The organism is Microbacterium algeriense (genome assembly GCF_008868005.1).
In the GTDB taxonomy this organism is placed as follows: Bacteria; Actinomycetota; Actinomycetes; order Actinomycetales; family Microbacteriaceae; genus Microbacterium; species Microbacterium algeriense.
The window spans coordinates 744,768-767,573 of record NZ_WAAO01000002.1 but is presented as its reverse complement, the minus strand read 5'-3'; the positions used below and the strand labels follow the sequence as shown (position 1 = coordinate 767,573).

The 22,806-nt window shown below is 68.1% G+C and carries 24 protein-coding genes; 8 read left to right on the top strand and 16 right to left on the bottom strand.

Going from position 1 to position 22,806, the window contains the following annotated elements:
• Positions 1 to 150: 150 nt before the first annotated feature.
• Both F6A08_RS17925 and F6A08_RS11315 read right to left on the bottom strand, forming a co-directional pair.
• Positions 151 to 612, bottom strand: coding sequence for an HIT family protein (locus tag F6A08_RS17925; protein ID WP_225855840.1), 462 nt, complete (start codon positions 610 to 612; stop codon positions 151 to 153).
• A gap of 131 nt (positions 613 to 743) precedes the next feature.
• Entirely contained in the window at positions 744 to 1,370 is a 627-nt protein-coding gene (locus F6A08_RS11315) for a TetR/AcrR family transcriptional regulator (RefSeq protein WP_151459481.1), read from the bottom strand.
• Positions 1,371 to 1,488: 118 nt separating this feature from the next.
• On the opposite strand from F6A08_RS11315, the gene F6A08_RS11310 reads away from it, so the two are divergent.
• The gene (locus F6A08_RS11310) at positions 1,489 to 2,037 is read left to right on the top strand and encodes a dihydrofolate reductase family protein (protein ID WP_151459480.1); all 549 of its coding nucleotides are present in this window, start codon (positions 1,489 to 1,491) and stop codon (positions 2,035 to 2,037) included.
• Between the two features lie 296 nt (positions 2,038 to 2,333).
• Positions 2,334 to 3,638, top strand: a complete 1,305-nt coding sequence (gene aspS, locus F6A08_RS11305; RefSeq protein WP_151459479.1) for an aspartate--tRNA(Asn) ligase — start codon at positions 2,334 to 2,336, stop codon at positions 3,636 to 3,638.
• 47 nt (positions 3,639 to 3,685) lie between these two features.
• Here the strand turns inward: aspS and F6A08_RS11300 are convergent, their stop codons facing one another.
• The 3 genes from F6A08_RS11300 to F6A08_RS11290 are packed head-to-tail and all read right to left on the bottom strand — an operon-like array spanning position 3,686 to position 6,887.
• Positions 3,686 to 6,043 (bottom strand): ATP-binding cassette domain-containing protein, encoded by a 2,358-nt coding sequence (locus F6A08_RS11300; protein ID WP_151459478.1) that lies wholly within the window; start codon positions 6,041 to 6,043, stop codon positions 3,686 to 3,688.
• A 29-nt stretch (positions 6,044 to 6,072) separates the two neighbouring features.
• On the bottom strand, positions 6,073 to 6,483 hold the full coding sequence (locus F6A08_RS11295) for a VOC family protein (protein ID WP_026049712.1): 411 nt from the start codon (positions 6,481 to 6,483) through the stop codon (positions 6,073 to 6,075).
• Between the two features lie 5 nt (positions 6,484 to 6,488).
• Positions 6,489 to 6,887 carry a helix-turn-helix transcriptional regulator gene (locus F6A08_RS11290; protein ID WP_051000833.1) on the bottom strand — a complete coding sequence of 133 codons (399 nt, stop codon included), beginning with the start codon at positions 6,885 to 6,887 and terminating at the stop codon, positions 6,489 to 6,491.
• Positions 6,888 to 7,068: 181 nt separating this feature from the next.
• On the opposite strand from F6A08_RS11290, the gene F6A08_RS11285 reads away from it, so the two are divergent.
• Positions 7,069 to 7,659 (top strand): HdeD family acid-resistance protein, encoded by a 591-nt coding sequence (locus tag F6A08_RS11285; RefSeq protein ID WP_017202104.1) that lies wholly within the window; start codon positions 7,069 to 7,071, stop codon positions 7,657 to 7,659.
• Between the two features lie 71 nt (positions 7,660 to 7,730).
• Here the strand turns inward: F6A08_RS11285 and F6A08_RS11280 are convergent, their stop codons facing one another.
• Complete coding sequence (locus tag F6A08_RS11280) at positions 7,731 to 8,495, bottom strand: SDR family oxidoreductase (RefSeq protein ID WP_151459477.1); 765 nt, start codon at positions 8,493 to 8,495, stop codon at positions 7,731 to 7,733.
• Between the two features lie 122 nt (positions 8,496 to 8,617).
• On the opposite strand from F6A08_RS11280, the gene F6A08_RS11275 reads away from it, so the two are divergent.
• From F6A08_RS11275 to F6A08_RS11260, 4 genes are all read left to right on the top strand, one after another.
• A complete protein-coding gene (locus tag F6A08_RS11275) occupies positions 8,618 to 9,091 on the top strand; it encodes an NfeD family protein (RefSeq protein WP_017202102.1) in 474 nt (157 codons plus the stop codon).
• A 9-nt stretch (positions 9,092 to 9,100) separates the two neighbouring features.
• Positions 9,101 to 10,030, top strand: coding sequence for an SPFH domain-containing protein (locus F6A08_RS11270; protein ID WP_017202101.1), 930 nt, complete (start codon positions 9,101 to 9,103; stop codon positions 10,028 to 10,030).
• Complete coding sequence (locus F6A08_RS11265; RefSeq protein WP_017202100.1) at positions 10,027 to 10,803, top strand: glycerophosphodiester phosphodiesterase family protein; 777 nt, start codon at positions 10,027 to 10,029, stop codon at positions 10,801 to 10,803. Before F6A08_RS11270 ends, F6A08_RS11265 begins: the two co-directional genes overlap by 4 nt.
• A gap of 122 nt (positions 10,804 to 10,925) precedes the next feature.
• Positions 10,926 to 11,309: an RNA polymerase-binding protein RbpA gene (locus tag F6A08_RS11260; protein WP_151459476.1), complete on the top strand. Its 384-nt coding sequence runs from the start codon at positions 10,926 to 10,928 to the stop codon at positions 11,307 to 11,309.
• Here the strand turns inward: F6A08_RS11260 and lnt are convergent.
• From lnt to F6A08_RS11215, 9 genes are read right to left on the bottom strand one after another with little or no spacing between them, the layout of a single operon-like run.
• Positions 11,306 to 12,829: an apolipoprotein N-acyltransferase gene (lnt, locus tag F6A08_RS11255; RefSeq protein ID WP_151459475.1), complete on the bottom strand. Its 1,524-nt coding sequence runs from the start codon at positions 12,827 to 12,829 to the stop codon at positions 11,306 to 11,308. The genes F6A08_RS11260 and lnt overlap by 4 nt on opposite strands.
• An 11-nt stretch (positions 12,830 to 12,840) precedes the next feature.
• On the bottom strand, positions 12,841 to 15,315 hold the full coding sequence (locus tag F6A08_RS11250) for a DEAD/DEAH box helicase (RefSeq protein WP_151459474.1): 2,475 nt from the start codon (positions 15,313 to 15,315) through the stop codon (positions 12,841 to 12,843).
• A complete protein-coding gene (gene tatC / locus F6A08_RS11245) occupies positions 15,312 to 16,070 on the bottom strand; it encodes a twin-arginine translocase subunit TatC (RefSeq protein WP_151459740.1) in 759 nt (252 codons plus the stop codon). The genes F6A08_RS11250 and tatC overlap by 4 nt, the downstream gene beginning before the upstream one ends.
• A 57-nt stretch (positions 16,071 to 16,127) precedes the next feature.
• Positions 16,128 to 16,364 carry a twin-arginine translocase TatA/TatE family subunit gene (gene tatA, locus F6A08_RS11240; RefSeq protein WP_124895522.1) on the bottom strand — a complete coding sequence of 79 codons (237 nt, stop codon included), beginning with the start codon at positions 16,362 to 16,364 and terminating at the stop codon, positions 16,128 to 16,130.
• 44 nt (positions 16,365 to 16,408) lie between these two features.
• Positions 16,409 to 17,395, bottom strand: a complete 987-nt coding sequence (locus tag F6A08_RS11235) for a helix-turn-helix transcriptional regulator (RefSeq protein ID WP_017202094.1) — start codon at positions 17,393 to 17,395, stop codon at positions 16,409 to 16,411.
• Positions 17,392 to 18,384: a helix-turn-helix transcriptional regulator gene (locus F6A08_RS11230; RefSeq protein ID WP_124896846.1), complete on the bottom strand. Its 993-nt coding sequence runs from the start codon at positions 18,382 to 18,384 to the stop codon at positions 17,392 to 17,394. The genes F6A08_RS11235 and F6A08_RS11230 overlap by 4 nt, the downstream gene beginning before the upstream one ends.
• A complete protein-coding gene (locus F6A08_RS11225; protein ID WP_151459473.1) occupies positions 18,384 to 19,316 on the bottom strand; it encodes an FKBP-type peptidyl-prolyl cis-trans isomerase in 933 nt (310 codons plus the stop codon). Before F6A08_RS11225 ends, F6A08_RS11230 begins: the two co-directional genes overlap by 1 nt.
• Positions 19,317 to 19,326: 10 nt before the next feature.
• The gene (locus tag F6A08_RS11220; RefSeq protein ID WP_017202091.1) at positions 19,327 to 20,346 is read right to left on the bottom strand and encodes a tRNA (adenine-N1)-methyltransferase; all 1,020 of its coding nucleotides are present in this window, start codon (positions 20,344 to 20,346) and stop codon (positions 19,327 to 19,329) included.
• Entirely contained in the window at positions 20,343 to 21,035 is a 693-nt protein-coding gene (locus F6A08_RS11215; RefSeq protein ID WP_263971440.1) for an HAD family hydrolase, read from the bottom strand. The genes F6A08_RS11220 and F6A08_RS11215 overlap by 4 nt, the downstream gene beginning before the upstream one ends.
• Positions 21,036 to 21,114: 79 nt before the next feature.
• On the opposite strand from F6A08_RS11215, the gene F6A08_RS11210 reads away from it, so the two are divergent.
• Positions 21,115 to 21,963, top strand: coding sequence for a PAC2 family protein (locus tag F6A08_RS11210; protein WP_124895519.1), 849 nt, complete (start codon positions 21,115 to 21,117; stop codon positions 21,961 to 21,963).
• Between the two features lie 6 nt (positions 21,964 to 21,969).
• On the opposite strand, the gene F6A08_RS11205 is transcribed toward F6A08_RS11210, so the two are convergent.
• Complete coding sequence (locus tag F6A08_RS11205) at positions 21,970 to 22,794, bottom strand: undecaprenyl-diphosphate phosphatase (protein ID WP_017202088.1); 825 nt, start codon at positions 22,792 to 22,794, stop codon at positions 21,970 to 21,972.
• Positions 22,795 to 22,806: the final 12 nt, after the last annotated feature.

The window sequence follows — 22,806 nt, the reverse complement described above, 5'->3', positions numbered from 1 at the left end:
CCCATCTCCCCAGAGTGCCGGCGGCGGATCAGGCCCCGCGTCGATCTCGCCCCGGTCGCGACGTTCTCTGCCACTGAGGATGAACCTACCGCTGGATCATGCCAGTTCGCAGACTGTTCTGAGTCTTCTCCGTCGCGACCCGGTTTTCGTTCACTGTTCAGCTCGGGGAGGGATGTATCCGCCAGATCGGACCGTGGCTCCCGTTGCGGTCGTGCTCCATGCTCTTCCGAGTGCGTGCACGGCGTCCTTGAGTTCTCCGGGCGCGAGCGTCACCGGCCCGTCCGAGATGTCCACGTTCCGCTTCGGATCATCCTGGTGATGCTGTGGGAAGACATGACAGTGCAGATGCGGCATCCGGTGACCCATGACCAGGTAGTCGATCTTTCGCGGTGCGTACACGGATTCGACGGCTCGACCCGCGCGTTGCACGTCGGTCCAGAAGGCATGGAGCTGCTCGCTCGGGAGGCGCCCCATGTCCGTGACGTGCTCTCGCAGGATCACCAGGCAGTACCCGGCGTGAGCCTGGTTGCGTGCGAGACGGAGATGCGATGTCGGTGTCGAGACGATCAGGACGCTGTGCTCGTTCTCGGCAAGATGCGCGTCGCGACACATGCCGCACTGGCCAGGATCGAGCAGCGCTTCCCACTCGTCACCAGACCACCACATTCGATGAGCGTAGCCGGATGCCCGGAAGATACGGCGCGAGGTCGTGAACCGCTGATCAGGGGAGCCGACTAGGGGCGTTAGCCTTCCGCTGAATAGCGGGCGGCGATCGTCCGTGCGGCCTCGTCGACGGTGCGCGCAGTCTCCTCGTCCGTCAGGGCCCAGCCGCCGTGCACGAGACGGGGCCAGAAGACGACGGTGGCGATCATGCCGAGGAACTGCGAGGCCGCCACGTCCGGGTCGTCCACGCTCGCCCTTCCGTCCGCGTTCGCCGCCTCGAGGAACCGATGGAGGGCGCGGAGGACGGGGAGCGTGCCGAAGTCGAAAGTCCGCTCCCGCAGCTCCGGGAACCGCGCTGATTCGGCGATCACAGCGCGCATCAGATCAGCCATGCGGGGCCGGGACAGCAGTTCCGCGTACGCCGTGCCCAGGACGACCAGCCCGGAACGGAAGTCGCCGGCCGGCGGCTCCACGGGTGTCGCCTCGGACGGGCTCCCCGCGCCGAGCACGGTCGCCTCGAAGAGTTCCGCCTTCGTCGGGAACTGCTTGAACAGCGTCGCCTTCGAGACGCCGGCACTCTCTGCCACGCGGGCCAGCGACGTCCGGTCGTAGCCGACCTCGAGGAACAGATCAGTCGCTGCAGTGAGGATCGCCCCGCGGTTCTGCGCTGCGACGCGGCGGTGATACTCGGAGAGGTGGCGGGTCATCCTCCCAGTATGGCGCAGTGGTGAGTGCCTTGGCTCACGATGGCCCGCTGGTTACTCTGTGCAGAGATGAGTTGATCGACTCACCTCAACGACGCGGTAGCCACCCCAGGGAGTAGTCATGGCGAAAGTGATCATCCATGCGACCATCACGGTCGACGGGTTCATGGCCGACGTCGACGGGGGAGTGGACTGGATGTTCGGCTTCCCGTCGGCCCCCGAAGACCAGGAGATCGTCGACCGAGTGGTGCAGGAGCTCGGCGCCGTGGTCGGAGGGGCGAACAAGACGCAGACCATCGAAGACGGCGAGGTTCCCTACGGGGCCATCGTCAAAGTGCCGGTGTTCCTGATGACGCACACTCCGCATGAACCGATCGAGAAGGACGGCGTCACGTACTCCTTCGTCGTGGACGACATCGCGCGGGCCGTCGCGTTGGCGAAGCAGGCAGCAGGGGAGAAGTTGGTCAGCCTGCTCGGCGGGAGCATCTCACGGCAGTGTCTCGCACTCGGACTCGTCGATGAGATCCACCTCGATGTGGTGCCGCTCCTGCTCGGAGACGGCATCTCGCTCTTCGCGGGCCTCGGCACGCGCGTCCCACTGGAACGCATCGAGACGTCGGCCTTCGCCAGCGAGACGCATCTCAGGTATCGCGTGGTACCGAAGGGATGACGCCAACCCGGGGAGGGGCGACTCCTGTTCGTACTGACATAATGTGCATTATCGGATATATCTCGAGAGTGGCGAGGGCAGTCGCGGCGTGAGGTGGACGGGCGCCTCGGCCTCCCGGTATGGTCGCTCGTGGTGGTCGTGAGGCGTGACGAACCTCGCGCCGGGTCCGACTCGGCAGACGACACCCGCGCGTCCCGGCGTACCGACGAGAGGTCGACTCATCGTCGACGAAGGTGTGGTGGCACAGCGACATAGCCCCCGCCCGCACCTCCAGGGCTTTCACCACTGGAGGAATGATGAGAAGACCACCGAACCCACAGCGCACGCTCGCAGCGGAGATCCCCACCGCGAGTCCGGGCACCCGCGCGACCGTGATGGGTCATGTGCACCGCAGGCGGGCACTGTCCTCCGTCACGTTCCTGATCGTCCGAGACCGTTCGGGACTGACGCAGGTCGTCCTCGGTCCTAGTGACCTCGAACGCGGCGACGCGCCACCCGAGGAGACGGTGGTCCGCGTGACGGGCACCGTGACGTCGAACCCGCAGGCCCCGATGGGTGTCGAGCTGACCGCCCCGGACATCGAGGTGCTCGGAGACCACGCCGAGACGCCTCCCGTCGAACTGTGGCGTCCATCGCTCACCGCCGGACTTCCCGTCGTGCTCGACAACGCCGCCGTGACCTGGCGGCATCCCGGTCGTCGGGCCGTCTGGGAGATCGCGGCCGCCAGCATGCGCGGCTTCCGTGAGACGCTCGACGCACGCGCGTTCCGAGAGGTCCGCTCGCCCAAGCTCGTGGCGTCCGCGACCGAATCAGGGGCGGATCTCTTCACGGTCGACTACTTCGGACGCGCTGGGTATCTCGCCCAGAGTCCGCAGTTCTACAAGCAGCAGCTCGTCGGCGTGTTCGAACGCGTGTACGAGATCGGGCCGGTGTTCCGTGCCGAGCCTCACGACACGGTCCGACACCTCTCCGAGTACACGTCCCTGGACGTCGAGTTCGGATTCATCGACGACCACCGCGATGTCCTCGCGCTGTTGCGGGAGGTGCTCGCCGGGATGACGGAGGGGATCCGCACGCACGCGGGCCCGGCGCTCGAGGCCCTCTCCCCTGTGCTGCCGGAGATCCCGGACGAGATCCCCGTGATCCACTTCCGCGACGCTCTCCGGCTCGTGGGCGCCCCGGAGGACGAGCCCGACCTGGCGCCCGCGCACGAGAGAGCACTCGGGGCCTGGGTCAAAGACACCCACGGCAGCGACTTCCTCGCCGTCGAGGGCTATCCGATGACGAAGCGACCGTTCTACACCCACCCGCAACCGACGGACGCACGCTGGAGCAACAGCTTCGACCTGCTGTTCCGTGGCTTGGAGCTCGTGACCGGTGGGCAGCGGCTGCACCGCCATCAGGACTACGTGTCGGCGCTCGCCTCCCGCGGTGAGGAGCCGTCCGCCTACGCCGACTACCTGTCCGCTTTCGCCCACGGCATGCCACCGCACGGCGGATTCGCGATCGGACTGGAACGCTGGGTCGCCAGACTCCTCGAAGCGGCGAACGTCCGCGAGGTCACGCTGTTCCCGCGCGATCTGCACCGTCTCGCGCCCTAGCGGCCGCGTGACGCCGGGAAGGGCGCCCACCGCGCCCTTCCCGGTCGTCAGGCTCCGACGTAAGCGGCGAGGTGCTCCCCCGTCAGCGTGCTCTTCTGGGATACCAAATCGGCTGGGGTGCCCTCGAAGACCACTGTTCCGCCGTCGTGGCCGGCGCCGGGACCGATATCGATGATCCAGTCGGCGTGGGCCATCACGGCCTGATGGTGCTCGATCACGATGACCGTCTTCCCGGAGTCGACCAGTCGGTCGAGCAGGCCGAGGATCTTGTCGACGTCGGCGAGGTGCAGGCCGGTCGTCGGCTCATCCAGAACGTAGACGTCGCCCCTCTCCCCCATCTGGATCGCGAGCTTGATCCGCTGACGCTCACCGCCGGACAGTGTCGACAGCGGCTGCCCGAGCGACAGGTATCCCAGCCCCACGTCCTCGAGCCGCCCCAGGATCGCCGAAGCGGCAGGGAGCTTGGCCTCGCCCTCGCTGAAGAAGACCCGGGCTTCCGCGACCGGGAGGTCGAGCACCTCGGTGATGTCCTTGCCTGCGAGCTTGTACTCGAGCACGCTCGCCTGGAATCGTTTGCCGCCGCAGTCCTCGCAGGGAGTCTCGATCGTGTCCATGAAACCGAGTTCCGTGATGATGACCCCGGCGCCCTTGCAGGAGGGGCACGCGCCCTCGGAGTTCGCGCTGAACAAGGCGGGCTTCACGCCGTTCGCCTTCGCGAAGGCCTTGCGGATCGGTTCGAGCAACCCGGTGTAGGTCGCGGGGTTGCTGCGACGGGAGCCCTTGATGGCGCCCTGATCGATGGCGACGACGCCTTCGCGCTTCGACACGGAACCGTGGATCAGCGAGCTCTTGCCCGAACCGGCGACGCCCGTCACGACCGTGAGGACTCCGGTCGGGATGTCGACGTCCACGTTCCTCAGGTTGTTCGCCGTGGCGTCACGGACTTCGATGGCGCCGGAACGCGGGCGCACCGTCTCCTTGACCTGCGCCCGGTCGTCGAGGTGATCGCCGGTTCGGGTGCCGCTCGCCTTGAGTCCCTCGACCGTGCCTTCGAAGCAGATCTCTCCCCCGGCCGTCCCCGCGCCGGGACCGAGGTCGATCACGTGATCGCCGATCGCGATGGTCTCCGGCTTGTGCTCCACGACCAGCACGGTGTTGCCCTTGTCGCGCAGTTGCAGCAGCAGCCCGTTCATCCGCTGGATGTCGTGCGGGTGCAGCCCGATGGTCGGCTCATCGAACACGTAGGTCACGTCGGTCAGCGATGAGCCGAGGTGGCGGAGCATCTTGATCCGCTGGGCCTCTCCCCCGGACAGCGTCCCGGACGGGCGCTCCAGGCTCAGGTAGCCGAGGCCGAGAGTCACGAACGCGTCCAGGTTCGCGCTGAGCGCCTGCAGCAGCGGACCCGCGCCGGGGAGGTCGAGTCCGCGCACCCAGGCAGCGAGGTCCGTGACCTGCATCCGACAGGCGTCGGCGATGCTCACGCCCTCGATCTTCGAGGATCGCGCCCCTTCCGTCAGCCGTGTGCCGTCGCACTCGGGGCAGACCGCGAACGTTGCCACACGCTCGACGAAGGCACGGATGTGCGGCTGCAGCGCGTCGAGATCCTTGGACAGCATCGACTTGGTGATCTTCGGGATCAGACCCTCATAGGTCATGTTGATGCCGGAGATCTTCACCTTGGTGACCTCGCCGTAGAGGAAGAGATGCCGCTGCTTCTCCGTGAACTCCGCGATCGGCTTGTCGGCGGGATAGAACCCCGACTGCGAGAACCCCTTCACCATCCAGCCGTCTGCGGTGTATCCGGGCACCATGATCGCGCCGTCATCGAGCGACTTCGACTCGTCGACGATCTGCGCCAGATCCAGGTCGGAGACCGCTCCCCTGCCCTCGCAGCGCGGGCACATGCCGCCGAGATAGATCGCGTCCTTGACGATCTTCTTCTCCCCACCCGGCCCGGTCATCACTCCGCTCGCCTTCTGCGTGGGGATGTTGAACGAGAATGCGGTGGGTCCGCCGATGTACGGCTGTCCGAGCTTGCTGAAGAGGATGCGCAGCATCGCGTTGGCGTCCGTGACCGTCCCCACCGTCGATCGCGGGTTGGCTCCCAGGCGTTCCTGATCGACGATGATCGCGGTCGTGAGGCCTTCGAGCACGTCGACGTCCGGGCGCGGCACCGACGGCATGAAGCCTTGGACGAAGGCGCTGTACGTCTCGTCGATCATGCGCCGGGACTCCGCGGCGATCGTGTCGAACACCAGCGAGCTCTTGCCGGAGCCGGAGACGCCGGTGAACACGGTCAGGCGTCGCTTCGGGATGTCGACGCTGACGTCCTTCAGGTTGTTCTCCCTCGCGCCCTGCACGCGGATGAGGTCGTGGGTGTCGGCGGGATGCGCGTCAGCGGTCATCGGCGTCCTTCGTGTCGTGGGTGTGCGGATCAGGCGGTCTGGTTGATACGGAGCAGGTTCCCCGACGGGTCCCGGAAAGCGCAGTCGCGGACCCCGTAGGGCTGATCCATGGGCTCCTGCACCACGTCGGCGCCGCGCTGCACGAGGCGGTCGAACAGCGCATCCAGATCGTCGCTCGCGAGGGTGAGCGCCCCGTAGCTGCCCTTCGCGATGAGCTCCAGGATGGTCTGGCGCTCGGCGTCGGTGATGCCGGGGTCGGTTGCCGGCGGGTGCAGCACGATCGATGTCTCCGGCTGCCCCGCGGGACCGACCGTGAGCCACCGCATGCCGTCGTAGCCGACATCGTTGCGCACCTCGAAGCCGAGGGCGTCTCGGTAGAAGGCCAGCGCGGCGTCGGCGTCCGTGTGCGGAAGGAAGGCGTAGTGGATGCTGATGTTCATGGTGTTCACGTTAGATGCGCGTCGGTGCGCGGCGCTTCTCGATTCCTGATCGGTCTGGTCACATGCTTCGCCTGGAACGACGGGATGCCCTCGACGTCGGCGGCGCGTTCACGGTACACGCTGGGTGCGACACCGACGAGTTCGGAGAAACGCGTGCTGAAGGTGCCGAGGGACGAGCAGCCGACCTCGAAGCACACCTCCGTCACCGTGAGGTCCCCGCGACGCAGCAGAGCCATCGCCCGCTCGATCCGACGGGTCATCAGATACGAGTACGGCGACTCGCCGTATGCTTCGCGGAACTGCCTGCTCAGGTGCCCGGCGGACATGTGGACCCCGCGGGCGAGCGCCTCGACGTCCAAGGGCTTCGCGTACTCCCGATCGATGCGGTCCCTGACCTTCCGCATCACAACGAGCTCGCGCAGGCGCGCGTCATCCGGGGCATTCACGGATCGATCCTGTCATGACGCCGTGAGTCGCGGAATGACCAAAGGAAACGCGGGCGCGCGCTTCTCCCCACCTGGGACCGCGGGAGCGCTACCCTGAGGGGGCATCCTCACAGGATCTTTTCAGAAAGGGGTCCCCACCATGTCTGAACCACTCGCAACGAAGTCGCTGTTCAAGTCGATCCGCGTCACGCTCGCCGTCGCCGGTGTGCTCGCGCTGATCGCGGGCATCGTCCTGCTCGTCTGGCCGGTGAAGTCGGCTGTCATCGTGACCGCGATCTTCGCGTCCTACCTGATCATCGCCGGTCTCGTCTACATCGGCCTGGGCATCTTCTCCAGCACCAAGGGCGGCTGGGCCCGTGTGGGCCACATCGTCCTCGGACTGCTGTACATCGTCGCGGGCGTGATCGCCTTCTTCAACCTGAACGTCGCCGCTGCGACGCTGGCGTTCGTCGTCGTGATCTTCATCGGCGTCAGCTGGATCGTCGATGGCGTCGTCGCGCTCAGCCTTCTCGGCAGCGACGGCTCCCGCGTCTGGACGGTGCTCTACGCCATCCTCAGCATCGTCGCCGGAATCATCGTGCTGTTCTCGCCGCTGGTCGCCGGCTTCGCCTTCTGGCTGCTGCTCGGCATCTCGCTCGTGGTCCTCGGAATCATCCAGATCGTCCGGGCGATCACTCTCGGCAAGGACGAGAAGGAGTATGTCGCCGCGCAGAACGGCGCCACCATCTGACGCATCATCCCGAACGACGGAACGGCCCCGTCCTGCTTCACGCAGGACGGGGCCGTTCTCTCGTTCGACGGCTACTCGGCGACGAAGGCGCTCACGTCGCCGACCAAGCGCGTGTTGTCGGTCGGCACCGGCTCGACGGCGGCCTTGGCGACCTCGGCGGCGAACTCGGAGACGTTGTAGAGCTTGCCCGCCGACTCGCGGCGCTCGGCGATGGCGCCAGGGTTCGCTCGCTCGAGGAGCGTGGCCGTGATGGTTCCCTCGATCATGTCGCCCGAGACGACGGTGAAGCCGATCCCCTTCTCGGCGAGGCCGGGGATCAGCTCACGCAGAGCATCCTCGCCCGCGCGCTTCGAGAGGGCCACGGGTTCGTACTCCGGCATGGTCGGGGTCGTCCGGATGAAGTGCGCCTGGTGGCTGGTCACGAACACCACCCGCGCCCCCTCCCCCAGCAGCGGCGTCGCCGCGTTCAGGACGTTGAGCTGCGCGTCGCGGTTCAGCGTGAGCGCGTAGTCCTCAGCCATGCCGGATTCCATGCCCCCGGAGGCGTTGAGCACCAGGACGTCGAGGCGACCGTACTCGGCGCGGACCGCCTCGAACATCTCGGCGACGGAGGCGGGGTCTGTCAGGTCAGCGCCGACGACGAGTGCGCGGCGGCCGAGTTCGCGAAGCTGCGCGGCGAGCTTCTCGGCACGCGGAGCCTTGTTCCGGAAGTTGATGACGACGTCGGCGCCGGCCTCGGCGAGATAGCGGACGGTGTCCGCCCCGATCCCCCGCGACGAACCGGTGACAAGGGCGACCTTGCCGTCGAGGGAACCTGCGGGAAGAACGTCGGTCACGGTGACTCCTCATGATGCGTGAATACGCCGTGATCGCACGGCCCTCACACCCTACCAAGCGTGCGCTGTGGCGCCCCGATCCGGACCCGCGCGCGTGATACGTTGACCCCAAAGGAGGCCGCATGGACAACTTCACGACATTCGTCACGTTCATCGACCAATGGGCCTGGATCGGCTGGCTGGTCCTGATCGCCGTCTTCCTCGTGATCGAGATGCTCTCGCTCGATTTCACATTCCTCATGCTGAGCTTCGGCGGCGTGATCGGGCTCCTCAGCGACCTGGTCGGCGTGCCGGTCTGGGCGCAGGTCATCATCGCGGCCCTCGCCGCCGCGCTCTTCATCCTGTTCCTCCGCCCTCCGCTGCTGCGGCGGCTGCATCGCGGCGAGGATCCGACGAAGTCGAACGTCGATGCCCTCATCGACCTCCGCGGCATCGCCCTCAGCGAGGTCACCCAGATCTCCGGGCAGGCCAAGCTCGCCAACGGCGACACCTGGACTGCGCGCGCCGCCACACCCGTCGCGATCCCGCAGGGTGCGCCGGTCGCCGTGACCTCGGTCCACGGCGCCACCGTCATCGTCCGTCCCGTCAACGACTAGGAGAACCTCGTGAACGACGCCTCGTTCATCCCCACCGCGATCGGATGGATACTCGCGATCGCAGTGCTCATCTTCGTGGTGGTCACGGTGGCGCGTGCCATCCGCATCATCCCGCAGGCCACCGCCGGCGTGGTGGAGCGCCTGGGGCGTTACCACAAGACCCTCACACCCGGCTTGAACCTGCTGGTGCCGTTCATCGACCGGCTGCGCCCCCTCATCGACATGCGAGAGCAGGTCGTGTCGTTCCCGCCGCAGCCGGTGATCACCGAGGACAACCTCGTCGTCTCGATCGACACCGTCGTCTACTTCCAGGTCACCGACGCACGCGCGGCGACGTACGAGATCGCCAACTACCTCGGCGCGGTCGAGCAGCTGACGACGACCACACTCCGAAACGTCGTCGGTGGGCTCAACCTCGAGGAAGCGCTCACCAGCCGCGACAACATCAACGGCCAGCTCCGCGTGGTGCTGGACGAGGCCACCGGCAAGTGGGGCATCCGCGTCGGTCGCGTCGAGCTCAAGGCGATCGACCCGCCCATCTCGATCCAGGACTCGATGGAGAAGCAGATGCGCGCCGAGCGTGACCGTCGCGCCGCGATCCTGACCGCGGAGGGCACGAAGCAGTCAGCGATCCTCGAAGCCGAGGGTGCGCGACAGGCGGAGATCCTCCGAGCCGAGGGCGACAAGCAGGCCGCGGTCCTTCGCGCGCAGGGTGAGGCCGAGGCCATCCAGAACGTCTTCAGTGCTATCCACCAGGGCGAGCCGGACGACAAGCTGCTCGCCTATCAGTACCTGCAGATGCTGCCGAAGATCAGCGAGGGCCAGTCCAACAAGCTCTGGATCATCCCGAGCGAGCTCACCGAGGCACTGAAGGGAATCGGCAGCGCGTTCACGCCGAAGCCCGGACAGGGCCCGACCAACACGCTCCCCGGCGCGTGACGCACCCGTACTTCACGAAGACGCGGCACCCCCGAGTCCTCGCCCATCGCGGTCTCGTCACCGCGGAGGGCGAGGACTCCGGCATCTGGGAGAACACGGCCGCGGCCTTCGCAGCCGCTCATGCCGCCGGTGCGGAGTACATCGAGACGGACTGCCAGGTCACCGCGGACGGCGACGTGGTGCTGTTCCACGACGCGAACCTCGTCCGTCTCGCCGACGACCGACGCGGCGTCCATGAGGTCCGGACGAGGGAGCTCCGAGCTCTGTTCGCGGACCACGGCGGACTCCTGACCGTGGCGGAGGCCCTGTCGTCCTTCCCGGAGGTGCGCTTCAACATCGACGTCAAGACCGCGGCGGCCGTCGATCCGATCGGACCGATCCTCGTCGAGGACACCCACCGCGTCCTCCTGACGAGCTTCTCAGACCGCAACCGTCGCGCAGCGCTCGCATCCGTGCTGCGGGCCGGCGCGGCCCTGCGCCCCGCGACCTCCGGCGGGAGCGCCACGATCGCCTCCCTCCGCGCGCTGTCCGCTCTGCACCTCTCCCCCGCTCGCATCCTCCGCGACATCGACGCGCTGCAGATCCCCGAGAGGCACCGTGCTCTCCAGGTGCTCACCCCGGCGCTGCTGCGTGCGGCGCATCGGCACGGAGTAGAAGTCCATGTGTGGACCGTGAACGAGCCCGAGGACATGCGGCGCCTGATCGCGCTGGGCGCCGATGGCATCGTCTCCGATCGCGCGGACCTCGCGCTTCGGACCCTCTCCCCTCGGTGATCCGCCGCGCCCCATAACCTCCGGCGCTGGGATTAACCTGTGAGTTCCGCCGGGAAGCCGCCCGCGTGGATGAAGCGCACAGGCTGGAGCGTTATACCTGACAGCGACGAGAGGACCACAAAATGGCAGATCGCAGCCTGCGCGGCATCCGACTCGGCGCCCAGAGCCTACAGAGCGAAGAGGGCGTCGTTTTCATGGAGCGCCGTGAGACCACCTACACCTGTGACACATGCGGCCACGTCACGAACCTGATGTTCGCGGCGGACGCCGAGCCGCCCCAGACCTGGGAGTGCCGCTCCTGCGGTGCTGAGGCCCGCTTGAACGTCGACGGCCAGGCCGTGACGCTCGAAGCGACCGACGAGAAGGCCGCTCGCACCCACTGGGACATGCTGATGGAGCGCCGCACCCGTGCGGAGCTCGAGGAGCTGCTCGAGGAGCGGTTCGCCTTCATCCGGGCCCGCCGGGGTGCCGGCGAAGACCCGACGAGGGAGAAGATCGGCGCTTAGCGCCTCCGGGCGCGCCACCACCCGAACACGAGCGCGCCCAGACCGCCCCAGACCAGCAGCAGCTGGAGCCAGGGCCCCAGAACAACCCCCGCTGTGAGGCCGGACCGAAGCTCGACATCCTCGAGCATCGCTCCGGCCTCATCCGCATTTAGCCGGGTGACGGTCGAGCCGTCGCTGCGGATGACCTGGCTGGTGCCGACGGTGGAGATGTTCACGACGCTGCGTCCCGTCTCGATCGCCCGCATGCGCGCGAAGGACAGCTGCTGCAGATTCTCGTCTGTGCCACGGAAGTCCGCGTTGTTCGTCTGGAAGACGAGCACTTGCGCGCCGTTGTTCAAGCTCTCCGTGATCACGTCGTCGTAGATGACGTCGAAGCAGATCGCCAGACCCACCGGCACTCCGCCGACCTCCACGATCGGGGGGTTCGTCCCCGGGGTGTACTCGCGCTGGATCAGGCCGATCAGATCGGGGACCAGCGCGTTGTAGAACGCGCGATCCGGCACGTACTCGCCGAAGGGCACGGGGTGCCGTTTGTCGTGCGTCTGTTCCGCGGTGCCGTCGCTGTTCCACAGCATCGAGGTGTTGTAATAGCGGTCGTCCCGGCCCGTCGCCGCGTTGGCCAGCAGCGGCGCGCCGACCCGCGTCGACACGAGGGTCATTCGCCGGGCGATCGCCTCGTTCTGGAACGGATCGGCGTCGAGCGATCCCTCCGGCCACACCAGCAGGTCCACGTCCTCGCCGTACAGCGGTGCCGTCGCGTCGGTCTGCGCCTGGATGACCGAGAACGGCTCGCGCTCGTCGAAGTAACCGGTGGGGCCGTTGCCCTGAACGGCGGCGATGCGCATCGACCCCGAGACCGAGGTCGGGAAGAGCGGGGTGAACAGCAGGACCACGGCCAGTACGGCGGGTGCCACCAGACGGATCGGTCGACGCCACGCCCGCAGCCGGACGACCTCGATGAGCATCGCGACCAGGAGGACCATGAGGAAACCGAGCCCGCTCACCCCCACCCACGACGACAGCGGTGCCAGAGGGCTCTCCGCCTGGCTCATGCCGATACGCGCCCAGGGGAACCCTCCGTACGGCCAGGAGCCGAGGAAGACCTCGCGCCCGACCCACAGCGCGGCGACGACCACGGGGAGGACGAACAGCCGGCCTGCTGTGCCGGGGAAGGCCCGAAGGAGCCAGCGGTATGCCAGGGCCGTCGGCACCAGTGCCAGGGCCGTCAGCCCTCCTTCGACGACGCTGAGCGCCGCCCACGGGATCGGACCGAGATAGCGCGAGGTCCACGACACGAGCATGCCGAAGAACAGCACCCCGTAGACCAGGCCGACCAACAGTGCACCGCCGAAGCGCCGCCCGATCAACGACAGCAGCAGCAGGGCGGCAGACGGGAAGGCGAGGATCCAGATCCCGGCCTCCGGGTACGCGAGATCCATCAGCAGGGCGGCGAGGGCGGCTGCCGGAACGGCCGCCCAGAGCGGGAGCAGGGCGCGCTCGCGCGCGCGGGAGTCGGTCATCCCGTCCATCCTCACATCGACGAGTAGGCGACGATTCCGCGGCGCACGCCGTCCAGCGCGGCTCGAGCCGTCCGCGCGAGCGCGGCGTCCTCTGCGACAATCGACAGCTGATCGAGCAGATCGATCGTCTGCTTCGCCCAGCGCACGAAATCTCCCGCCGCCATGTCCGCGTCGATCAGCACGCGGTCGAGCAGACCGCCGCGCGCCCAGGAATGCATGGCGCCGGCCAGGCCCGCGGCCAGCGGCTCGCTCCCGGGAAGGTGATGGTCCTGCTCCAGATCATCGAGCTCGGCCCACAGGGTCGTGGTCTTCTCGTACGCGGCACGGAACGCACCGCGCGGAAGACCCCTCTCCCCCGAGTTCGCCTCATCGCGGCGGGGCTCGTACACGAGGCAGCAGGCCATGGCCGCGAGAGAGGGAGCATCGAGGCCGTTCCACAGCCCCTGCCGCAGCGACTCCGCGACGAGGAGGTCGCGTTCGCCGTAGATGCGTCGCATCGTCCTCCCCGCTTCCGTCAGCGCGGTCTCGGGGCCCTCGCCGGTCAGGTAGTCCAGGGTCTCGAGCACCTCCACCACCCGGTCGAACACGCGTGCCACGGTTCCCGTGCGCGTCTCGATCTGCCGCCGCGTCCTGTCCGTCTGACGCTTCAGCTTCCAGTACCGCTCCGCCCAGCGAGCATGCGCCTCACGGTCCGGGCAGCGGTGACACGGGTGACGCTGCATCTGCGTCCGCAGCGTCTGGATCCGCTTCATCCGCTTGTCCCGCGCCGCGCGCGGCGCGTTCGAGTCCTGACGGTTCTTCTTCTCCAGGTCGCTCAGTTCGCGCCGGATCGCCGAATACTCCGAGAAGTCACCGTGTTCGCAGGCCATGGCGGCCTGATAGCCCGCCAACGACTCCTCGGCCTCCCTGACCTGTCGAGCCAGCCCGACGACCGCACGATCGGCCTGGAACTGTGCGAAGGACGATTCGAGGATCTGGCGAGCCCTGACCTTGCCGAACATGTCGATGAGGTTGACGGCCATGTTGTAGGTCGGCCGGAAGCTCGAGTTGAGCGGATACGTCCGTCGGGAAGCGAGTGCCGCGACCGCCTGCGGATCCATGCCCTCGGTCCACTGCACGACGGCATGGCCCTCGACGTCGATCCCCCGCCTGCCGGCGCGGCCGGTCAGCTGCGTGTACTCGCCCGAGGTGATGGCGACACGAGCCTCGCCGTTGAACTTCTCCATCTTCTCCAGCACCACGGTGCGCGCGGGCATGTTGATGCCCAGCGCGAGCGTCTCCGTCGCGAAGACGACCTTGACGAGCTTGCGCCGGAAGAGCTCCTCCACGACCTCCTTGAACGCCGGGAGCAGTCCCGCATGATGCGAGGCGACACCGCGCTCGAGGTTGTCCAGCCATTCCCAGTACCCGAGGACGTCGAGGTCCTCGTCCTGGAGCGACCGGGTGCGGTCCTCGACCATCGCGCGGATCTCCGCGCGCTCCTCGTTCGTGGTCAGTCGGATGCCGGAGCGCCGCACCTGCTGCACGGCCGCGTCGCAGCCGACACGACTGAAGATGAAGAAGATCGCGGGAAGTAGGTTCGCGCGTTCCAGCAGCCGCACGACGTCCGGGCGATCCATGCGCTCGATCCGCCGGGCATTCGCTGCGCGCACCGGACGCCGCCCACCGCGCGGAGGCCGCTGCGCCTGCCGACCTGCGTGCCTGTTGCTGCGGTAGGACTGCGCCTGGCGGTTGTTGTCGTAGTTCGACCCCGTCGAGGAGCGGATGCGCATGAGCTCCTGGTTCACCTGAGCTGTCGCGAGCCCTGCGCGGTCGTCGAACAGCGGGAGCAGGTCGTCGCGGACGAGCACATGCTGCTCCAGCGGTACCGGCCGGATCTCCGAGACGATGACCTCGGTGTCGCCGCGGACCGTGTCGAGCCAGTCGCCGAACTCCTCGGCGTTCGACACCGTCGCGCTCAGCGACACCAGGCGCACCCGCGCAGGGAGGTGGATGATGACCTCTTCCCACACCGCGCCGCGGAAGCGGTCGGCCAGATAGTGGACCTCGTCCATGACCACGTACCGCAGATCGCGCAGCGCCGCGGAGTCGGCATAGATCATGTTCCGGAGCACCTCGGTGGTCATCACCACGATGCGTGCGTTTCCGTTGATGTTCGTGTCACCGGTGAGCAGACCGACCTGATCGGCACCGTAGACCTCGACCAGTTCGCGGAACTTCTGGTTGGAGAGGGCTTTCATCGGCGTCGTGTAGAACGCCTTGTCGCTGGAGCTCTGCATCGCGAGGTGGATCGCGAACTCCCCCACGACGGTCTTGCCCGCGCCGGTCGGCGCTGCCACGAGCACGCTCCGGCCGTTCTCGAGGGCGTGGCATCCGGCCACCTGGAAGGGATCCAGCTGGAACTTCTGCAGCGCGGCGAACGCCGTCGACTCCGGGTGCTCCGCGGCCGCGCGAGCCTGCGCGTACTTCTCGGAGGGCGAGCTCATGCCGCGTCCGGCAGGAGCCCCGCGGCCTCATCGCGTTTGCGCTTGCGGCGATCGAAGAGCAGGGAGAGTCCGGCCGCAGCGAAGAACAGGACGATCAGGATCCCGGCGAGCATCAGCATGCTGATCACGTCGGCCGCGGGCGTGGCGAGGGCGGCGAAGACCGTCGCGATGATGATCGCCACGCGCCACCCCTTGAGGATCGCGCGACCCGACATGACGCCGGCGACGTTCAGCGCCACCAGGAAGACAGGGAGCACGAACGAGATGCCGATCACGATCATCAGCTTGAAGATGAAGTCGTAGTACTCCTGCGCTTGGAAGAGGTTCTTCGCCCCCTCCGGCGTGAAGCTGGCCATCAGCTCGATGATGTGCGGCTGGATCATCACCCCGACGTAGCAGCCGGCGAAGAACAGCGGCACCGAGGCGGCGACGAAGGCCACGGTGTACCGGATCTCCTTGCGCGTGAGCCCCGGCATGATGAACGCCCAGATCTGCCACAACCAGACCGGCGCGGAGATGAACAGTCCGAGCGAGAAGGCGATCCGCATGCGCATGTCGAACGGACCGGTGATCGTCGAGTACACGAGTGCCGCGACATCCTCGCCACGCTGCTCGGCGATGTCATTGATCGGCTTGGTGATGAAACTGATGACGGGGTCGGTGACCAGGAACGCCACCACCATGCCCAGCACGAGAGCGAGCGCCGCGATCATCAGGCGCTTGCGGAGTTCGACGAGATGCGCACCGAGCGACATCCGCCGTTCCCGATCCGCCTTGGGCATCACCGTCGGTTCGAGGGCTGCCACGGCCGGTCAGGCGCGGGGCGGAGTCTCAGGGTCGATGCCCGAGTCCTTCGCCGACGAGGGCTCGGCGACCGTGGAGTCCGTCCGAGCGGCGTCCTCCTCCTTCATCGCCTTCATCTCGCCCTTGAACACGCGGGCCGACTGGCCCATGCTCTTCGCGAGGGCCGGCAGCTTGGCCGCGCCGAACAGAAGGAGGATAACGGCCAGCACGATGAGCAGGTGCCAACCTTGCATTCCAGCGAACATGTCAGGGTTTCCCGTCGTCGTGATCGTTCGGTCCAGTCTACAGATCAAACCTCGGGATCGGGGCGACGGTAGAGCGCGAGTCCTGACGCCGCCCAGTCCCTCGCCGCCGAACGCGCGATGCCCGGATCGAGCACCACCATCGAGCCCCCGAATCGAGCCGCGAGCCGCTTGATGCCGCGCGGATCCGCGAGGTGCAGCTTCATCGTCACGGTGCCGTTCACCACGGTGTGCTCCGTGCCGCGCGGCAGGAACCCGGTCAGCAGCGGCGCCAGTCTCTCCGGCACGCGCACGGTGACTTCGCGCTCGGCGTCGAGACCGACGAACGCCTCCGGCACGAGATCGCCGCCATGGGTGATGGGGATGTCGGTGAGGACGGGCGCACTGACCCGATCCAGATGGAAGGTGCGCATGGCCTGGCGCAGGTGACACCAGCCCTGGAGGTACCACTGCCCGTTGGTGATCAGGATCTGCACGGGATCGACGGTCCTCGTCGTCGGTGCGGCATCCGGAGCCTGGTACGTGAAGGAGAGCGCCACGCCGTGCTGGAGACCGCGCGCGACCGCCTCTCGCACCTCGTCCACGGCGCTGGGCGCCACGACCACATCCGCCGGTGCATCCGCCGCGCCCCGCGACAGCTTCGAGATCAGGCCGGCGACGAGGCCGGAGTCGGAGACCGCCGGGACGGCCGCCACCATCTGCAGCCCGGCGAGGAGCGCGGCGGCCTCGCGCGCGGTGAACCGGGGAACGCGACGGAGCGCGACGTCGTTCGTGATCTCGATGACGTCCTCGAGGTCCAGCAGATCCCAGTTGATGTCGAACATCTCCTGGGGCTGCTGCCAATAGCCCGACTCTCCCGGCAGCCCGATCACGGTGAGCTTCTCGACCATCCCGCGCATCTCCTGCGGGGTGACGCCGAACTCCGCCGCCGCCTCGGCGAGCGACACCTGCCCGTGCTCGAGGAGATAGGGCACGAGGGTGAGGTAGAGCCGCACGCGGTCGGCGGCCAGCAGGGGCTTTGACTTCTCGCTCATCGCGTCTCCCCCTCATCGGTGTGCGCCCTGACCACGGCCTCGAGACGGGCGATGACGGCCTCGCGCAGCGGCGCCGGCTCGACCACCCGCACCTCGGGGCCGTACGACGCGAGCTCGTCGGCGAGGATGTGCAGGTCGACGAAGGGCACGGTGATCCCCTGCGCGGCGGCGGTCGCCCGACGACCGAGCCGGAGCGCTGCCTCGGTTCCGGGCGTGACCTCCAGCAGTGCGGAGTTCGCCGAGGCGACGCGCTCGAGCCCGGCCAGCGCCCTCTCCCCCGCTCCGTCGCGCAGCGTCGCGTCGAAGCTCTTGGCCGTGACGCGGACATCCCCCACGATCCGGCTGAGCAGGAACGTCCGGTCCCCGTCGGCGTCGACGTCCACGCCGAACACGTGCCAGCGCGCTTCGTAGTCGACCAGCGCGAGCGGCCGGACGGTTCGACGGCGCGGCGCATCCTCACCGGGCTTGAGATAGTCGAAGGTGACCACTCGGCACCGCTCGATCGCGTCCTGCAGCGGCGCGAAGGCCGCGTCCCGTGCCGTGATGCGCGGCGCGAATCCGATGATCGGCTCGTCGCCGTCGATGCCCAGCGCTCGGATCTTCCGGACGCCGGACTGCGCGTCGCCGGAGACGGATTCCGCGCTCCAGACGCTCCCGGCGAGACGAAGCACGGCGAGCTCCGCCGGCGAGAACTCGATGTCTCCTGGCAGATCGTATTCCGCCTGAGGAATGCGATAACGGGCCTCGCGGAGATCGTTGGGATCTGCGGCGTCCCCCAGTGTCTCGATCGGCACTCCGAGTGCGCGCAGCTCCTCCTTGTCGCGCTCGAACATCTTCTCGAGGGCGTCGGACCGCGTCCCGGCGTCCGCGCGTTGGCGGTACCCGGACACGTTGTCGAGGATCTGCTGCTTCGTCAGCCCGATCTCCGTGGACATGAGCGCCACGACGAGGTTCGTCAGGCGCTCCTCCGCGGGGATCCGGGCGGCCATCATTGCGTGGGCGCCGTCACTGCGCCCAGGATGTCGACGACGTAGGCGACGGCGGGTGCCCCGTCAGCGGCAGGGGTGACCACGAGGACCTGGGAGCCGACGGGCTGTCCCACCAGCGCCTCGGCGACCGTGGGGGCGCTCGAGGCGAGATCGACGCTGAAGGTCTGCTCCCACGTGTTGGAGATGACCTGCTTGTCGTCCCAGCCGACGGCCATCACGTTGACGAGCGGCAGCTGGTCGGCGGTCACGGGGTCGCCGTCGCCCTTGATGAGCGTCTGCATCTGCTGCTTCGTCGGCGCTGCGGCATCCGGGATGATGATGCCCGGCGTGCCGTCCGAGGCGCGCACGACGGTGGGCATGCCCTTGGCATCGTTGAACTGGAGGGTGCCCTCCGCGCGGTCCAGGAACACGTCGACGACGTCGATCACGAACACCACGTTCGTGTCGGGGTCGAGGCCGAAGCCCTGGACGTTGTTCTCTCCGAAGTCCTCGGGCGTGAGGCCGGCGACGATCCGGGTGCCGGCGGTGGCGCAGTCGAAGACGGTCGCAAGGCCCGGCGACTGCTGTGCCCAGTGCGCGGCCGTGGAGATCTGGCCGCGGTTCTTGTCGTAGGAGGTCGCGAAGATCTGCTCCCCCGTGTCACCGCGGAAGATCGAGATCTCGGCGACGAGCCCCTGGGTGTCGTCGACGATCTGGCGTCCGTCACCCACCGTCGCGTCGGCGACGGCGGACTTCGTGAGCTGCAGCGGCGCGAACACCGACACATCCGGCGTCTGGCCGATGGGCCCCTCCACGGTCACTGCATCCCGGATCCCCGCGTCATCGGCGCTGCGATCGCATGCGGGCGACGCCTCGGAGGAGACGGCGGTGCAGCCCGTCAGGGCGAGGACGGCGAGGCTGAGGGATGCCAGAACGGCGGACGTTTTACGCACGCGCTCCAGTCTATTCCGTCGCGTGCCCCGATTCGCGCGTCGCCGCGGCCTGACGCGCCCCTTCTGCTGCCTTCTCGGCCTCCCGGGCGCGCTTGCGGAGATTCTTGTCGCTGATCTCCCTGTCCCCGAGAGCGCCGGGCGTCCACGCCTCCACGTCCGCGTCGCCATAGCTGCTCTTCGAGGCGCGACGCTTGACCGAGGGAGCGACCGCCCCGGGGGCCAGCCGGCGGGCGGTCAGCAGGAAACCGGTGTGGGCGACCATGCGGTGGTCAGGGCGCACGGCGAGCCCCTCCACGTGCCAGCCGCGGACCATCGTCTCGGACGCGTCCGGATCCGTGAAGAGCCCCGTGGCGCGGATGTACTCGGCCACGCGCGACAGCTGGGTCGCGGTCGCCACGTAGCAGAGCACGACCCCGCCCGGTGTCAATGCGTCGGCGACCACGTCCATGCACTCCCAGGGCGCGAGCATGTCGAGGACGACGCGATCGACGCTCCCCGGCGACACCTCGGCCGGCAGTGCCTGGACCAGGTCGCCCACGACGACGCGCCAGGTGTCCGGTCGCTCGCCGAAGAAGGTCTCCACGTTGCCCTTCGCCACATCGGCGAAGTCCTCGCGGCGCTCGAACGAGATCAGAGAGCCCGCGGGACCGACCGCGCGCAGGAGCGAGAGGGACAGCGCCCCCGAGCCCACGCCGGCCTCGACGACGACGGCGCCGGGGAAGATGTCGGCCTGCATGACGATCTGCGCGGCGTCCTTCGGGTAGACGATCGCCGCTCCTCGCGGCATCGACATCGCGAAGTCCCGCAGCAGCGGACGCAGGGCGAGATAGTCATGGCCGGAGCTGTTCGCCACGACGGAGCCGTCCGGGAGGCCGATGAGATCGCGGTGACGGAGCACGCCCTGGTGGGTGTGCAGCTCGCCGTCCTCGCGCAGCGTCACGGTGTGCAGCCGCCCCTTGGGCCCGGTGAGCTGTACGCGGTCGCCCACCCGGAACGGACCGCTGGGCCGCGGAGCGCGCGTCTCGGTCATCGCGTCGCTCCCATCACGGCGCTCCGACGCTGGTGCAGATCGACGAGGTCGACGCTGCCGCGCCCGTCGAGCGTCGGCCACAGCTCATGCGCTCCGAGACCGTCGAGCGAGACGATGTGCGGCACGGCGAGGGTCAGTGCGCCGGAGGCGAGACCGGCGCGGACGCCCGTGGGCGAGTCCTCGATCACGATCGCCTCGGCGATGTCGATATCCAGGAGCGCGGCCGCCTGGAGGTACGGCTCGGGGTGCGGCTTCGGGTTGTCGACGTCATCGCCGGCGACGACGATGTCGAAGGGCTCGAAGTCGATCAGGTCGACGACGCTCAGCGCCATCCGCCGCAGGGACATCGTCACCAGCCCCGTCGGCACTCCGGCGTCCCGCAGATCGCGCAGAAGCTCCTGCGCTCCCGGCCGGAACGGCACTCCCTGGGTGCGCAACGAGTTCTGAACGACGTCGGTCAGGTGCGAGACGATGGCCTCCGCCTCCATCGCCACGCCCGCGTTCTGCAGGATCACTGCGCTGTCGAGCAGCCCGCTTCCGACCAGCTGCAGGGCATCGGCGTGGCTCCACGATCCGCCGAACGACTCCACCAGCGCCGTCTCCGCCGCCATCCAGTAGGGCTCGGTGTCGACGAGTGTTCCATCCATGTCCCAAAGGACCGCGCTGGGTTTTCTGCTCACTGAACCCATGCTAGCCGGGGCCGCCCACATCCCGTCGTCGCGGGCTAGCCTGGAGGGATCACATCCGCGACGTCGAAGGGAGCCATCGATGGATGTTCTCGGTCCGCGCATCATCATCGCCGCCTTCGACGGCTGGAACGATGCAGGCGAGGCGGCGAGCGGCGCGGTCGAGGCGCTGCGCTCGTCACGCGAATACGACCTCGTGCACTCGGTCGACCCCGAGCTGTATTTCGACTATCAGTACACGCGCCCGTCCACCCGCATGGACGCCGAGGGGCGGCGCCAGCTCAGCTGGCCGGAGGCGGGGCTCTGGCGCCCGCGCGACCCTGGTCCGGGTCCGGAGTTCTGGCTCCTGACCGGCGCGGAGCCTGCGCGCACCTGGCAGTCGTTCGCCGCGGAGTTCATCGACGTGGCGCTCCGTGACGACATCACCGGATTCGTGACGTTGGGCGCGATGCTCTCCGACGTCCCGCACACGCGCCCCATCTCGATCTTCGCCTCGAGCCAGAACGAGCAGGTGCGCGAGGCGCACGGCCTCGAGCGGTCGATGTACGAAGGACCGGTCGGCATCCTCTCGGTGTTCGAGCACTTCGCCGAGAACGCGGGCATCCCCACCGCGAGTCTCTGGGCCAGCGTCCCCCACTACGTGGCGTCTGCGGCGCCCTCGCCTAAGGTCACCCTCGCCCTGCTGGACCGGCTGGAGGAGCTGACCGGGGTCGACGTCGATCGTCAGCGTCTGCGCACGGAGGCCGCAGCATGGGAGGCCTCGATCGATGCGGCCGCCTCCGAGGACGAGGACATGGCGGAGTACATCCGCCAGCTCGAGCGCACGCGCGACACGTGGGACTCGCCCGACGCCTCGGGAGATGCGATCGCGCAGGCGTTCGAACGGTACCTCCGGCGCCGCGACGACGGCTCCGGAGACCGTAAGCGCTGACGCGGGTCAGGCCGCGATCACGCCGGTGCCGAGGAGAACCAGCAGCACGGTGCCGAGCAGGATCCGGTAGATCACGAACGGCAGGAAGCTGCGCTTCGAGATCCAGTTCATGAAGAAGGCGATCACGCCGAGCGCCACCACGAACGCGATGCCGGTCGCGGCGAGCGTGTCGCCGAACGAGAAGAACGACGGCTCGTCCCAGCTCTTGAACACCTGGTAGAAGCCGCTGCCGAACACCGCGGGGATCGCGAGCAGGAAGGCGTAGCGCGCGGCGGCGGCACGCTCGTAGCCGAGGAAGAGCCCCATCGTGATGGTGCCGCCCGAGCGGGAGACGCCGGGGATGAGCGCGAGCGCCTGGGCGAAGCCGAAGGCGATGCCGTGCGGGTACGTGAGGTCGTCGAGCTTGCGGCGCTTCGCGCCGACGTAGTCGGCTACTCCCAGGAGGATGCCGAACACGATCAGCATGATCGCGACGATCCACATCGACCGCAGCACCGTCTCGATCTGATCCTGGAACAGCAGGCCGAGCAGGACGATCGGGATGCTGCCGATGATGATCAGCCAGCCCATCCTGGCGTCCGGGTCGTTCCGGGGCGCCTTGCCGACCAGCGAGCGGAACCACTGCGTGACGATGCGCACGATGTCGCGCCAGAAGAAGACCACCACGGCCGCCTCGGTGCCGATCTGGGTGATCGCGGTGAACGCCGCGCCTGGGTCCTCCCCCGACGGCAGGAACGTGCCGAGGATGCGCAGGTGCGCGCTGGACGAGATCGGGAGGAACTCGGTGAGCCCTTGGACGATGCCGAGGATCAGTGCTTCGAGCAGATGCATGGAGGGCCTTCA

Bases quoted from the DNA above. Each gene is read 5' to 3' on its own strand.
- F6A08_RS17925 (WP_225855840.1), bottom strand. From the start codon at position 612: ATGTGTCGCGACGCGCATCTTGCCGAGAACGAGCACAGCGTCCTGATC.
- tatA (WP_124895522.1), bottom strand. From the start codon at position 16,364: ATGTTCGCTGGAATGCAAGGTTGGCACCTGCTCATCGTGCTGGCCGTT.
- F6A08_RS11295 (WP_026049712.1), bottom strand. From the start codon at position 6,483: ATGAACATCAGCATCCACTACGCCTTCCTTCCGCACACGGACGCCGAC.
- F6A08_RS11235 (WP_017202094.1), bottom strand. From the start codon at position 17,395: ATGAGCGAGAAGTCAAAGCCCCTGCTGGCCGCCGACCGCGTGCGGCTC.
- F6A08_RS11300 (WP_151459478.1), bottom strand. From the start codon at position 6,043: ATGACCGCTGACGCGCATCCCGCCGACACCCACGACCTCATCCGCGTG.
- F6A08_RS11230 (WP_124896846.1), bottom strand. From the start codon at position 18,384: ATGGCCGCCCGGATCCCCGCGGAGGAGCGCCTGACGAACCTCGTCGTG.
- tatC (WP_151459740.1), bottom strand. From the start codon at position 16,070: ATGTCGCTCGGTGCGCATCTCGTCGAACTCCGCAAGCGCCTGATGATC.
- F6A08_RS11250 (WP_151459474.1), bottom strand. From the start codon at position 15,315: ATGAGCTCGCCCTCCGAGAAGTACGCGCAGGCTCGCGCGGCCGCGGAG.
- F6A08_RS11215 (WP_263971440.1), bottom strand. From the start codon at position 21,035: ATGGGTTCAGTGAGCAGAAAACCCAGCGCGGTCCTTTGGGACATGGAT.
- aspS (WP_151459479.1), top strand. From the start codon at position 2,334: ATGAGAAGACCACCGAACCCACAGCGCACGCTCGCAGCGGAGATCCCC.
- F6A08_RS11220 (WP_017202091.1), bottom strand. From the start codon at position 20,346: ATGACCGAGACGCGCGCTCCGCGGCCCAGCGGTCCGTTCCGGGTGGGC.
- F6A08_RS11205 (WP_017202088.1), bottom strand. From the start codon at position 22,794: ATGCATCTGCTCGAAGCACTGATCCTCGGCATCGTCCAAGGGCTCACC.
- F6A08_RS11285 (WP_017202104.1), top strand. From the start codon at position 7,069: ATGTCTGAACCACTCGCAACGAAGTCGCTGTTCAAGTCGATCCGCGTC.
- F6A08_RS11210 (WP_124895519.1), top strand. From the start codon at position 21,115: ATGGATGTTCTCGGTCCGCGCATCATCATCGCCGCCTTCGACGGCTGG.
- F6A08_RS11310 (WP_151459480.1), top strand. From the start codon at position 1,489: ATGGCGAAAGTGATCATCCATGCGACCATCACGGTCGACGGGTTCATG.
- F6A08_RS11290 (WP_051000833.1), bottom strand. From the start codon at position 6,887: ATGCGGAAGGTCAGGGACCGCATCGATCGGGAGTACGCGAAGCCCTTG.
- F6A08_RS11315 (WP_151459481.1), bottom strand. From the start codon at position 1,370: ATGACCCGCCACCTCTCCGAGTATCACCGCCGCGTCGCAGCGCAGAAC.
- lnt (WP_151459475.1), bottom strand. From the start codon at position 12,829: ATGACCGACTCCCGCGCGCGCGAGCGCGCCCTGCTCCCGCTCTGGGCG.
- F6A08_RS11260 (WP_151459476.1), top strand. From the start codon at position 10,926: ATGGCAGATCGCAGCCTGCGCGGCATCCGACTCGGCGCCCAGAGCCTA.
- F6A08_RS11275 (WP_017202102.1), top strand. From the start codon at position 8,618: ATGGACAACTTCACGACATTCGTCACGTTCATCGACCAATGGGCCTGG.